The 12,484-nt window shown below is 74.3% G+C and carries 8 protein-coding genes and 1 pseudogene; 5 read left to right on the forward strand and 4 right to left on the reverse strand.

Annotation, left to right across the window (positions count from 1 at the left end):
* Positions 1 to 293: 293 nt before the first annotated feature.
* From ADL05_RS00755 to ADL05_RS00770, 4 genes and pseudogenes are all read right to left on the reverse strand, one after another.
* A pseudogene (locus tag ADL05_RS00755) lies at positions 294 to 1,298 on the reverse strand (ABC transporter ATP-binding protein); the annotation flags it as partial.
* Positions 1,295 to 2,224 (reverse strand): ABC transporter permease, encoded by a 930-nt coding sequence (locus tag ADL05_RS00760; protein ID WP_053614862.1) that lies wholly within the window; start codon positions 2,222 to 2,224, stop codon positions 1,295 to 1,297. The gene ADL05_RS00760 and the pseudogene ADL05_RS00755, both read right to left, overlap by 4 nt.
* Entirely contained in the window at positions 2,221 to 3,291 is a 1,071-nt protein-coding gene (locus ADL05_RS00765) for an ABC transporter permease (protein ID WP_053614863.1), read from the reverse strand. Before ADL05_RS00765 ends, ADL05_RS00760 begins: the two co-directional genes overlap by 4 nt.
* The gene (locus ADL05_RS00770) at positions 3,288 to 5,174 is read right to left on the reverse strand and encodes an ABC transporter substrate-binding protein (protein ID WP_082376002.1); all 1,887 of its coding nucleotides are present in this window, start codon (positions 5,172 to 5,174) and stop codon (positions 3,288 to 3,290) included. Before ADL05_RS00770 ends, ADL05_RS00765 begins: the two co-directional genes overlap by 4 nt.
* A gap of 232 nt (positions 5,175 to 5,406) precedes the next feature.
* Between ADL05_RS00770 and ADL05_RS00775 the strand changes: the two genes are divergently transcribed.
* From ADL05_RS00775 to ADL05_RS00795, 5 genes are all read left to right on the forward strand, one after another.
* Positions 5,407 to 6,120: a metal-dependent hydrolase gene (locus ADL05_RS00775; RefSeq protein ID WP_082376003.1), complete on the forward strand. Its 714-nt coding sequence runs from the start codon at positions 5,407 to 5,409 to the stop codon at positions 6,118 to 6,120.
* Between the two features lie 187 nt (positions 6,121 to 6,307).
* A complete protein-coding gene (locus ADL05_RS00780; RefSeq protein ID WP_053614864.1) occupies positions 6,308 to 6,967 on the forward strand; it encodes an O-methyltransferase in 660 nt (219 codons plus the stop codon).
* Positions 6,968 to 7,118: 151 nt separating this feature from the next.
* Complete coding sequence (locus ADL05_RS00785) at positions 7,119 to 8,264, forward strand: exonuclease SbcCD subunit D (RefSeq protein ID WP_053615042.1); 1,146 nt, start codon at positions 7,119 to 7,121, stop codon at positions 8,262 to 8,264.
* Positions 8,264 to 11,437: an AAA family ATPase gene (locus ADL05_RS00790; RefSeq protein ID WP_053614865.1), complete on the forward strand. Its 3,174-nt coding sequence runs from the start codon at positions 8,264 to 8,266 to the stop codon at positions 11,435 to 11,437. Before ADL05_RS00785 ends, ADL05_RS00790 begins: the two co-directional genes overlap by 1 nt.
* Positions 11,438 to 11,883: 446 nt before the next feature.
* Positions 11,884 to 12,312: a hypothetical protein gene (locus ADL05_RS00795; protein ID WP_053614866.1), complete on the forward strand. Its 429-nt coding sequence runs from the start codon at positions 11,884 to 11,886 to the stop codon at positions 12,310 to 12,312.
* Positions 12,313 to 12,484: the final 172 nt, after the last annotated feature.

Below are 12,484 nucleotides of genomic sequence, written 5' to 3' on the forward strand. Positions count from 1 at the left end.
GAGGGCGGTAGCCCCTCCCCCTCCGCCGAGCGGCCCCGGGGCGATGGCGGGCGACGGTCGAAGGGAACCGCGCCGAAGGCGTCCGTTGAGGGCGGTAGCCCCTCCCCCTCCGCCGAGCGGCCCCGGGGCGATGGCGGGCGACGGTCGAAGGAAACCGCGCCGAAGGCGTCCGTTGAGGGCGGTAGCCCCTTCCCCTCCGCGGAGCGGCCCCGGGGCGTTGGCGGGCGACAGTCGAAGGGAACCGCGCCGAAGGCGTCCGTTGAGGGCGGTAGCCCCTCCCCCTCCGCCGAGCGGCCCCGGGGCGTTGGCGGGCGACGGGTTGGGCCGACGTGAACGCACGCCGCGTGCCGGTCGGAGTGCCCCTCGGTGTCGGGGTCCACCGGCCACAGCGGCGGGTCGACGGTGGCGCACACCGCCTCGGCCACGGCGCAGCGCGGCCGGAACACGCAGCCGCGCGCGGGCTCCGACGGATCGGGCGGATCGCCGGGGAGCCCGCGCGGCGCCAGGCGCGAGGCCGGGTCGCCGATCCGGGGGAAGGCGGCACTGAGCGCGGCGGCGTAGGGGTGGACCGGCGCGTGGACGACCTCGCGGGCGGGTCCGCGCTCCACGATCCGTCCCCCGTACATGACGGCGACCCGGTCGCAGGTGTCGGCGAGGACGGACAGGTCGTGGCTGATCATGAGCATCCCGATGCCGTGGTCGGCGATCAGTCCGCGCAGCAGGGCCAGGATCTGCGCCTGGATCATCACGTCCAGGGCCGTGGTGGCCTCGTCGGCGATGACCAGACGCGGCTCGCACGCCAGCGCCATGGCGATCATCACCCGCTGGCGCTGCCCGCCCGAGAGCTGGTGGGGGTGGTCGCGGGCGCGCGAGGGCGGCAGGCCCACCTGGTCCAGGAGTTCGGCCACGCGCGCGGGCACCCGTGCCGCCGGCGCGGTGCGGTGCAGCAGCATCGGCTCGGCGATCTGGTCGCCGATCCGCCGGACCGGGTTGAGCGAGTGCATGGCGCCCTGGAAGACCAGGGAGGCGCCCGCCCACCGCACCGCGCGCAGCCGCCCCCAGCGCATGTCCAGCACGTCCTCGCCCTCCAGGAGGATCCGACCCGTGATCCGCGTGCCGGAGGGCAGCAGGCGCAGCAGGGCCAGGGCGACCGTGGACTTGCCGCTGCCCGACTCCCCCGCCAGGCCCAGGACCTCCCCCGCGTCCAGTGCCACGTCCACGCCCCGGACGGCGGGGACCGCCCCCGCGCCGGAGCGGTAGGTCACGTGCAGGTCGTGGACGTCGAGCAGGGCGGTCAACGTGCCTCCCGCGGGTTGAGGACGGCTTCCAGCGCGCGGCCGCACAGGGTGAAGGACAGTGCCACGACGGCGATCGCCAGCCCCGGCGGCACCATGTACCACCAGATGCCCGCGCTGACCGCCCCGGCGGTGCGCGCGGCCTCCAGGACGCCGCCCCAGGAGATCGTCGCGGGATCGCCCATGCCCAGGAACGCCAGCGTGGACTCGGCGATGATGGACGTCGCCACGAGCAGGGTCGTCTGGGCCAGCACGACCGGCATCACGTTGGGCAGCACGTGCCAGGCCATCACGTGGGCGTGGCCGCCGCCCAGCGCGCGGGCCCGTTCGACGAAGGGCCTGGCCTCCACGGCCAGGGTCTGGGCGCGCACGAGTCGGGCGGTGGGCGGCCAGACCGTGAGGCCGATGGCCACGACGATCGTGGCCGTGCCCCGGGGCAGCACGGCCGCCAGGGCGACGGCCAGGACCAGGGTGGGCAGGACCAGGAACCAGTCGGTGACGCGCATGAGCACCGACGCGGTGATCCGGCCGAACACGCCGCCGGCGGAGCCGAAGTGCCCGGCGGTCACGCCGACCAGGGTCCCCAGGGACACGGAGACGGCGGTCGCCAGGAACCCCACCGTGAGCGAGACGCGCGAGCCCCACACGACCAGGTCCAGCACGGAGCGGCCGAAGTTGTCGGTGCCCAGCGGGAAGGCCCTGCTCGGCGGTTCGTAGGGCTCGCCCGGCGCCCCCGTGATCGTCAGGTGCGCGGGGTCGACGAACCACGGCGCGGCCAGGGCGATGCCGGTGATGGCCACCAGCGCGGCCAGGCCGACCAGTCCGGCGCCGTGGCGGGCGTAGTCGCGGGCGAAGCGGCGCAGGGCCCGGCGGCGGCGCTGCCCGGCGAGCGCCCGGGGGGAGGCCGCCGCGGCGGCGGGCGCGCTCACGGCCGCACCCGCGGGTCGAGCAGCGGGTACACCAGGTCGGCCAGCAGGTTCATCAGGATCACCGAGGCCGCGAACACCACGAACAGCCCCTGGACCAGCCCGAGGTCGGGCACGCGCAGCCCGGAGTAGAAGAGCTGGCCCAGTCCGGGCCAGGAGAACACCGTCTCCACCAGGATCACTCCGGAGACCACCTGTCCGAGGTTGAGGAAGACGAGGGTGACCGTGGGCAGCAGGGCGTTGGGCACGGCGTGCCTGCGGCGCACGAGGGCGTCGCGCAGCCCCTTGGCCCGGGCGGTCGTGAGGTAGTCGGCCCCCTTCTCGTCCATGAGCGAGGAGCGCATGATCATCAGGTACTGGGCGTAGACGACCGCGACCATCGTGGCCACCGGCAGGACCATGTGCCGGGCGACGCTCAGCGCGGTCTCCCACGGGCCGGTGGTGTCGGGGTCGACCATGCCGCCGGCCGGGAGGAGGGCGGGGACGAACCCCCGCCCCGAGGCCAGCACCACGATGAGCAGCAGGCCCAGCCAGAAGGTGGGGACCGACCAGAAGAACAGGGCGACGGCCGTGTGGACGCGGTCGCCGGTCCCGCCGGGCCGCCACCCGGAGCGGGCCCCCAGGAACAGGCCCAGGGCGGCGGCGACGACCGTGCCCGTCCCGGCCAGCAGCAGGGTGGGGCCCAGGCGGTCGAGGATGAGCTCGGCCACCGGTTCGCGGTACTGGAAGGACATGCCGAGGTCCAGGCGCAGCAGGCCGGAGGCGTAGTCGAGGAACTGCTCCGCCAGCGACCGGTCCAGGCCGAACTGGCGGCGCAGCTCCTCCCGCTGCCGCGCGCTGACCTCGCGTCCCTCGGTCATGGCCCGCACGGGGTCGCCGGGCAGGATCCGGAAGAGGAAGAAGGCGGCGGCCACCACCGCCGCCAGGGAGAAGGCCGCGGTCGCCAGGCGCCCGGCCACGTAGACCAGCACCCGCGCCAGGTGTCCGGTCCCAGCGGGTCCCGCCGGGGCGCGTGCGCCTGGCGCCCCGGTCCCGGCGGGGCGGTCGGACGTGGTGGGAGCGCCGGTCACTCGCGGTCCCCTGCGGTCGCGCGCCGCACGAGCAGGACCACGGCGCCGACGGCCACCAGGAGTGCCGCACCGCCGCCGACGGCCCACAGGACCCCGGTCGAGGCACCGGGCGGGGCGGCCGCCTCGCCCGCGGCCGCGGGTTCGGCCGACCACCAGGCCCAGTAGCCGTCCTGGCCCCAGATGTTGCCGCCCGGGTCGGGCTGGACCTGGAGGCCGGTGACGTGGTCGGTGCGGTAGGCCTCCAGGATGTTGGGGTAGGCCAGGACGTTCACGACGGCCTCGGTGTAGAGGACCTCCTGGAGTTCGTGCACGAGTTCGACGCGCGCGGCGCGGTCGTACTCCGCCAGTTGGGCCTCGTAGAGCGCGTCGTACTCCTCGTCGCAGAAGTAGGCGTCGCCCTGCATCGTCCCGGGTTCGTCGGGCAGCGCGCCGCAGGTGTGGATGCTGAACACGTAGTCGGGGTCGGGGTTGACCGTCCACCCGGTGAAGATCAGGTCGTACTCGCCCGCGTGCAGGGCGTCGCTGAGCACGCCGGGGTCGACGGTGTTGTTCTCGACCTCGATCCCGATGTCGGCGAGTCTCTCGACGATGATCAGGGCCGCCTGCACGTTGTCGGGCCGGTCGGCGTGGGCGTGCAGCCGCAGGGCCAGGCGGTCGCCGTCGGGTGAGACGCGCACGCCGTCCTCGCCCGGCTCGTAGCCGGCCCCGTCGAGCATCGCGTTGGCGGCGTCGGGGTCGAAGGCCAGGGTCGCCTCCCCGCCCTCGGGCGACCAGTGGAAGTCCTCGTAGCGGGGCGGGACGTAGCCGCCCGCGGCGACGGCCTGCCCGTTGTGGGCCTTCTCGACGATCTCCTCGTTGTCGATCGCCATGGCGATGGCCTGGCGCAGGGTGCGGTCGGACAGGGCGGGGTGGCCGTCGCCGAACGCCTCGCCGTCCTGTGTCTCGGCCCCGGGGTTGACGGTGAAGGCCTGGAACCGCTTGCCCTCGGCGATGTTGACCGCGATGTCGTCGGTGCCCTCCAGGGAGGTGGCCTGCGCGTCGGTGAGTTCGTAGACGAAGGACACCTCGCCGCTGCGCAGCGCCTCGACCGCGGCGTCCTTCTCCGAGTAGTAGCGCAGGACGACGCGGTCCAGCGCGGGGCCGCCGCGCCAGTGGTCGGGGTTGGCCTCCAGGGTGATGTGCCGGCCCCGGTCGTGCTCGGTGAGGACGAAGGGGCCGCTGCCGACGAGGGGGAAGGCCTCGTTGGCGTACTCGGCGAAGGCGTCGCCCTCCTCCTCCAGGATCGGCTCCCAGACGTGGCGGGGGACGATGGGCACGTCGAGCGAGGCCATGGTGGCCTGGGGCTCGTCGAGTTCGACGACGACGGTGTGGTCGTCCTCGGCGGTGACGGACTCGAATCCGGCGACGTAGTTGCCCGAGGCGATCGCCGCCGCCTCGTTCTCCATGATGGTGGTGAACGTCCACACGACGTCGTCGGCGGTGAGGGGCTCGTCGTCGGTGAAGGCGACGCCGTCGCGCAGGTGGAAGGTCCAGGTGAGGCCGTCGTCGCTGGACTCCCACTCCTCGGCCAGGGCCGGCGCGGGCTCGTTGGTCTCGGGGTCGACGGTCACCAGCGAGTCGTAGACGTGGCGCAGGATGTTGGTCGTCACGGCCAGCTGCGCGGTGAAGGGGTTGAAGGAGTCGACCTGCTGGGAGACGGCGATCGTCATGGTGTCGGCACCGGCGTCCTCGGCGGCGGCCGGGCCGGGGCCGGTCGCGCCGAGGAGGAGCAGCGCGGCCCCCGCGGCGGTCGCGCGCCGGGCCGGGGCGCCGGCGCGGACCCGCCGCGGCCGGGGGCCGCCGGCGGGGCGTGGTGAAGGGCGACGGGCGGGGTGGATCGACATGGTCGGCCCCTGTCAGGATCGTGGGCTGGTGGCGAACCACCTGGGGGTGGTTGGTTGTTTACCAACGGAACGCGATTAAGGTCAATGATCTACGCCAGGGTCCGTGACATCGCAACACATTCGCGTCCCCGGTCCGCGACGGCCGTGTTTCGTGTGCGCGAAGTGTCCGAAGTGTCCGCCCGAAACCGGGCCCGATTCGCGGCTGTTGCGATACTCCGCTACGGTTCCCGCCATGATGGGGCACTCGCACGCACTGACTGGCGTGGTCGGCTGGATGGCGGTCGTTCCGCTCGTTCAGGGCCAGGAATTCCTCGGGCTCAGTTTCGACCTGGGTCCCGGCGAGATCATCGCCGGCTCGCTCGTGTGCGCGGGGGCCGCCCTGCTGCCCGACCTCGACCACAAGAGCGCCACGATCACCAAGACCTACGGCAAGGTCACCGAGGTGCTCAGCGACATCTTCAGTTGGGCCTTCGGCGGCCACCGCATGGGAACGCACTCGTTCTTCTTCGCGGCACTGATGGGCGTGGTGGTCACGCTGCTGGCCCTGTGGTCGGAGCTGGCCGTGCAGATCTTCGTGTTCCTGCTCATCGGCATCGCACTCCAGGGCCTCGGCTTCGGCCTGGACAAGAACAAGGCGGCGTCGGGCATCATCAACGCCATGGCGACCGGCGCGATCACCCTCGCGCTGTACTCGTCCGAGCTCAACTACACCTGGCTGGGCGCGGCGGTGGCCTTCGGCGTGGTGCTGCACTTCTTCGGCGACATGATCACGAAGATGGGCGTGCCGATGTTCTGGCCCTTCTGGAAGAAGCGCATCGGGCAGAACAAGGGGTTCAAGACCGACGGCCCGGTCGAGCAGAAGGTGGTCACCCCGCTGCTGACCATCGGGGTCGTGCTGTTCTCCGTCTACCTCTTCGACTGGTCGGCCCTGCTCCCGGAGTACTGAGCCCCGTCCCTCGGGTGCGTCCGGCGGATACCCGCCCTGCCGCGCGTCGCCCCCGCGGCACTCCCACGGCGTCCTCGTCAGTCGACGGCCGGCCCCGGGCCGACTCCTCCTTCGGCCTGGCCAGAGCACCACTGGACGCACCGCCCGCGACGGGCGGCGCCCCCGGACACGCCCTAGGCTGGTCCCCGTGACTCGAACCTCGGAGAACCTCAGCCCGGAACTGCACTCCTACATCGTCGCCCACACCACGCCCGTCGACGACGTCCTCGCGGACCTGGTGGCGGAGACCGAGCGGCTCTTCCCGGACTACAAGGGCATGCAGATCGGCCCCGAACAGGGCGTCTTCACCACACTCCTGGCCCAGGCGTCCGGGGCCCGCGACGTCGTGGAGGTCGGTACCTTCACCGGATACTCCTCCCTCTGCCTGGCGCGCGGCATCCCCGACGACGGTACCCTGCTGGCCTGCGACGTCAGCGACGAGTGGACCTCGGTCGCCCGCCGCTACTGGCAGCGCGCCGGAGTCGACCACAAGATCACGCTCAGGATCGGCCCCGCCCTGGACACCCTGCGCGCGCTGCCGCGCGAACCCCGCTTCGACCTGGCCTTCGTGGACGCCGACAAGACCGGCTACATCGGCTACTGGGAGGAACTGGTGCCGCGGATGCGCCCGGGCGGCCTCCTGCTGGCCGACAACACGCTCTCGCACGGGCGCGTGGTGGAGCGCAGCGTCACGGCCGAGGCCGTCCAGGGGATCCGCGACTTCAACGACCACCTGGTCGCCGACGACCGCGTCACCCAGGTCCTGCTCCCGATCGGCGACGGCCTGACCCTGGCCCGCAAGAACTGAGGCGCCGCGGGGGCACCGGAGCCGTCCGCCGGCGGTCGTCCACGAGCGCTCGTCCGCGAACGGTCGGCCACCGGCGGCCGGCCCCAAGCGGTCGTCCACAGGCGCGGGAATCCGCCACCCGCCGCGCGCCACTTGGGTAGTGTCCAGTTCCATGCGCCTGCTGCACACCTCGGACTGGCACCTGGGTCGCTCCTTCCACCGGGAGAACCTCATCGACGCCCAGGCCGTCTTCCTCGACCACCTCGTCGACACCATCGCCGACCAGCGGATCGACGTGGTGGTCGTCTCCGGCGACCTCTACGACCGCGCGCTGCCGCCGGTGGACGCCGTCCGGCTGTTCGACCACGCGCTCGGCCGGATCCGCGCCACCGGCGCCCGCGCCGTCCTCATCAGCGGCAACCACGACTCCATGACCCGGATGTCGTTCGCCACCGGGCTCATCGACGCCTCCGGCGTGCACCTGCGCAGCTCGCTGGACGGGGTCGGCACACCCGTCGTGGTCGAGGACGCGCACGGACCCGTCGCCTTCTACGGCATCCCCTACCTGGAACCGGAGATCGCCCGGCACCACTGGGACCTGCCCGAGCGCGGGCACTCCGCCGCCCTCGGGCACGCCATGGACCTGGTCCGCGCCGACCTGGCCGAGCGTCCCGGCACCCGCTCGGTGGTGCTCTCGCACGCCTTCGTCAGCGGCGGCGAGCCCTCCGACAGCGAACGCGACATCTCGGTGGGCGGCGCCTCGCACGTGTCGGCCGCGGTCTACGACGGGGTGGACTACGTCGCCCTGGGCCACCTGCACGGCCGCCAGACCATCACCCCGTCCGTGCGCTACCCCGGCAGCCCCCTGGCCTACTCCTTCTCCGAGGAGCACCACGTCAAGGGCTACTGGATCGTCGACCTGGACGCCGACGGCCTGGCCGGGTGCGCATTCCTGCCCGCGCCCGTCCCGCGGCCGCTCGCCCGGATCCGGGGACGGATCGAGGACCTGCTCACCCGGCCCGAGTGGGAGGCCTACACCGGGCACTGGCTGCAGATCACCCTCACCGACCCCCGTCGCCCCGCCCACCCCATGGACCGGCTGCGCGAGCGCTTCCCGCACGCGCTGCTGCTGGAGTTCGACCCCGAGGGCGGCGCCGAACGCTCCCGCGCGGTGACCTCGCCGGTCGCCGACCGCAGCGAGCGCGAGGTGATCGCCGACTTCGTCGAGTGGGCGCGCGGCACCCCCGCCACACCCGAGGAGGAAGCACTGGTGAACGCGGCGATCGAACAGGTCCGGCTCCAGGAGGGGACGCGCTGATGCGGCTGCACACGCTCACCATGCGGGCGTTCGGGCCGTTCGCGGACACCGAGCGCGTCGACTTCGACCGGCTCGGCGCGGGCGGCCTCTTCCTCATCCACGGCCCCACCGGCGCGGGCAAGACCTCCGTGCTGGACGCCGTGTGCTTCGCGCTCTACGGCTCCCTGCCCGGGGCGCGCGGCAAGGACCGCTCCCCCAAGAGCGACCACGCGCCACTGGACCGGATCCCCGAGGTGACCCTGGAGTGCACCGTCCGGGGGCGCCGCGTGCGCATCGAGCGCCGCCCCCGCTGGGAGCGGCCGAAGAAGCGCGGCACCGGCACCATCACGGAGAACGCCAAGGTGGTCGTGAGCGAGCGCGTGAACGGCCGCTGGGAGGGCGTCACCACCCGGCCGGACGAGGCCGGGCAGTTCATCGGCGACCTCGTCGGCCTGACCATCGACCAGTTCTGCCAGATCGCCATGCTGCCCCAGGGCGACTTCGCCCGGTTCCTGCGCGCGAAGTCCGACGAGCGCCGCGAGTCCCTGGAGCGGATCTTCAACACCCGCGTGTTCCGGGACGTCGAGGACTGGTTCAAGGGGCACGCCAACCGGCTGCGCCGCGAGGTGGAGACCGCCAACGACCGGGTGCGGTCCGTCGCCGGACGGATCGCCGAGGTCGGCCGCTCCCCCGCGCCCGACCTGCCGGAGGAGCTGTCGGCCTGGGCGGCCGAGCTCGCCTGCGTCACCGGCGCGACCGCCGCCGACGCCGACGCCGTGGCCTCCGGGTTCACCGAGGCGCGCGCGTCGGCCCAGCGCGCCCTGACCGAGGGCCGCGAGATCCGGTCGCGCCAGGAGCGGCTGGCCGCGGCCCGGGAGCGGCGCGCCCGGTTGGCCGGGGACGCGCGGGAGCGGGCCCGGATCGACGTCCGACTGGCCGAGGCCGAGCGCGCCGAGGCCGTTCTGCCGTTCCTGCGGGCCCGCGACCACCGGCGCACCGAACTCGACAAGGCCGAGATCGCGGTGGCCGACCAGGTGTCCCTGGTCGCGGGGCTGGAGGACGTCGGCCCCGGCATCGGCGCCGACGTCGGCGCGGCGGCGGGAGCGGGAGCGGGCACCGATCCGGGAGCGGACGCGGGCACGGGAGCAGGCGACAGCCCGGCCGGCGGCCCGGGCGCGGGTCTCCCCCGGGGCACGGGTGTCGGTTCGAGGGCGGGCACCGGCTCGAACACGGGGGTCGAGCCGATCGACGGGGGCCCGGCCGGGCGCGGACGCCCGCAGGCCCTGCTGCGCGCCGCCGAGCAGCGCAGGCGCGACGAGCTCGCCCGGTTGGACCTGATGCGCGGCGACGCCGAGCGTCGAACGTCGCTGGGGCAGGCCATCACCCGCTTCACCGGGCGGCTGGCCGGTATCGAGGGCGACCTGGCGCAGGTCCGTGCCCGCCTGGCCGACCTGCCCGCGCGGATCGAACGGGTCACCGGCGAACTGCGCCGGGCGCGCGAACTGGGCGGCCAGGCGGAGGCGGCCGAGACCGCGCTGGCCGCCGCCGAGCGGCGCCGGACGGCGGCCGTCGAGCACGAGCGGCTGGGCGCGGACCTGGCGGCGGCCGAGGAGCGCCACCGGGCGGCCGTGGACGCGGCGCAGAACGCCCGCGACCGCGCCCTGGACCTGCGCGAGCGGCGGATCACCCAGATGTCGGCCGAGCTGGCCGCCGGGCTGGTCGACGGCGAGCCCTGCGCGGTCTGCGGCTCCGAGCACCACCCCCGTCCGGCCCTCCCCTCCCAGGGCGGCCTGGTGACCGCGGAGGAGGAGAAGGCCGCGCACACCGCCGCCGACCGGGCGTGGACGGCCCGCTCGGAGGCCGAGTCCGCGGTCGTGGCGCTGCGCGAGCGCCGCACGGCCGCCGCCGAGCGCGCCGAGGGGCGCACCGTCCCGGCCGCCCGGGAGGAGGCCCGGGACCTGCGCACCGCTCTGGACGAGGCGCGTGCCGCCGCCGGGGAGGCGCAGCGGCTGGAGGAGGCGCTGGACCAGCTCACCACCGAGCTGGAGCGGGGCCGCGCCCGTGAGGCCGACCTGGCGCGGGAGGAGTCGGAGGTGCGGGCCCACCGTGAGAACGCGGGCCGGGAGCACGAACGGCTCACCGCGCTGCTCGACCGGGCCCGCGGCGACGATCCCGGGCTGGAGGAGCGCATCGTACGGCTCTCCGAGGAGGCCGACCTGCTGCACGCGGCGACCGAGGCCGTCAACACCCGCGACCTGGCCGCGGAGGAACTGCGCGCAGCCGCCGCGGACGCCGAGCACCGCCGCGCCGCGTCCGGCTTCGACGACGAGTTCCAGGTGCGGGAGGCCGCCCTGGAGGAGCCGCGGCGGCGGGAGCTGCGCGAGCGGGCCCGGGCCCATGACGACGGGGTGGCCGCCGCCGAGGCGGTCCTGGCCGATCCGGAGCTGGCCGCCGCCGACGCGGTCCCCGTCCCGGACCTGGCCGCGATGGAGGCGGCGGCCGGGCACGCCGCCGCCGCGGCGGACCGCGCGGTGGCCTGGCGGAGCATGCTCCGGGAGCGGGCTGACCGGCTCGCCGCGCTGCGCGGGGAACTGGTGGCGAGTCTGGCGGGCTGCGAGCCGGTCCTGCGCCGGTACGCGGTGGCCGAGGGGCTGCGCGGCCTGGCGGCGGGCACGTCGGCGGACAACACCGACAGCGTGCGGCTGTCCGCCTACGTGCTGGCCGCGCGGTTGGAACAGGTCGTGGCCGCCGCCAACGACCGGTTGCTGACCATGTCGGACGGCCGGTACGAGCTGCGGTACACGGTGGACAAGGCGGCCGGGGACGGCCGCGCCCGTTCGGCGGGCGGACTCGGCATGCGGGTCGTGGACGCCTGGACCGGGGTGGAGCGCGACCCGGCGACGCTGTCGGGCGGCGAGACCTTCTTCAGCTCGCTGGCGCTCGCGCTCGGCCTGGGCGACGTCGCCTCGGCCGAGGCGGGCGGGACCGACATCGACACCCTGTTCGTGGACGAGGGGTTCGGCACGCTGGACGAGGACACCCTGGAGGAGGTCCTGGACGTGCTGGACCGGCTGCGCGACGGCGGTCGGGCCGTGGGCGTGGTGAGTCACGTCGCGGACCTGCGCCAGCGGGTGACCACCCGGCTCAGAGTGGTCAAGGGCGCCTCCGGCTCGCGTCTGGAGCATGTCGGGTGAGGGGGTGTGTTCGGGGCGCCTCACGCTGGGGCCTTCTCACGCTGGGGTCTTCGTCGTCGCTACTGCCTGGCTCGCCCGTCGCCCGCCACGACCCTCAACGGACGGCCTTCGGCCGCAGCCCCATTCCTGGCTCGCTGGCGGCAGAGACCCCTCCCGCAGGCACCAGCGCGCCCCTCACACCTGTGCTTTCTTTGGGCCGCCGCTCGTGCCCGCACCGTCGCCCGCCACCACCCTCAACGGACGCCTCCGGCGCGGTCCTTCCTGCTTTGGCCCGGATCAACCCCCTGTGGTTCCGGTAGGTGGGACCGCTCACCTTCGACCCCCCTGGTGGCGGAGAGCAACCCCGGGTGGGTGGGACCAACGCCGGGTGGGGGAGCTAGACGACCGGGCGGGGTGCGGGGGGCTTCGGCCGACCCGGGTCGGGGGCGCGCCGGGGCGGTGGGAGAATGACCAGCGTGAATTCGCTGGTCAACATCGCCGTGTTCGGAATCGTGGGCGCCATCATGATGGCCGCCCTCATCGGTCTTCTCCTCGTGCTCTCCGGGAGCGCCCGCGGGGTGACGCCCCCGGTGCGGGTGGCGTTCGGGGTCGCCTCGGTGGTCCTGCTCGTCGCGCTGCCCTCGCTGGCCGCGGCGAACACCCTGGCCGGTGGCCGGGGCTTCTGGACGGCCTTCGCCGTCGCGAGCTGCGTGGTGGCGGTGGTCTACGCCGTGAACGTGGCGCTGCTGCCCGTCATCGCCCGCCGTCAGGCCACGGCGACCGGAAGCGCCCTTCCCGCCGGGCTCACGCCGTCACTGCCGGTCCTGGCCCTGGGCCTGGTCTTCTGCCTCGTGCTCGGCCTGCTGGGCGCCGGAGTGGCCGCGCTGGCGGTCTGAGCGGGACCCCGACCCCGGGGGCCGGTCCGCCACCCGGCGGACCGGCCCCCTCCGTCCGTCCGTGGCGAAGGCGGTTCACACCCCTTCGGCCATGCGCTCTCCCGCCCCTTCCGTACGCGCGGGGCGACGGTCGTGAGACGCGAGGGGCTCCTCTGGCACGAGAGGCACCCGG

Source organism: Nocardiopsis sp. NRRL B-16309, assembly GCF_001279585.1.
Classification (GTDB): Bacteria; Actinomycetota; Actinomycetes; order Streptosporangiales; family Streptosporangiaceae; genus Nocardiopsis.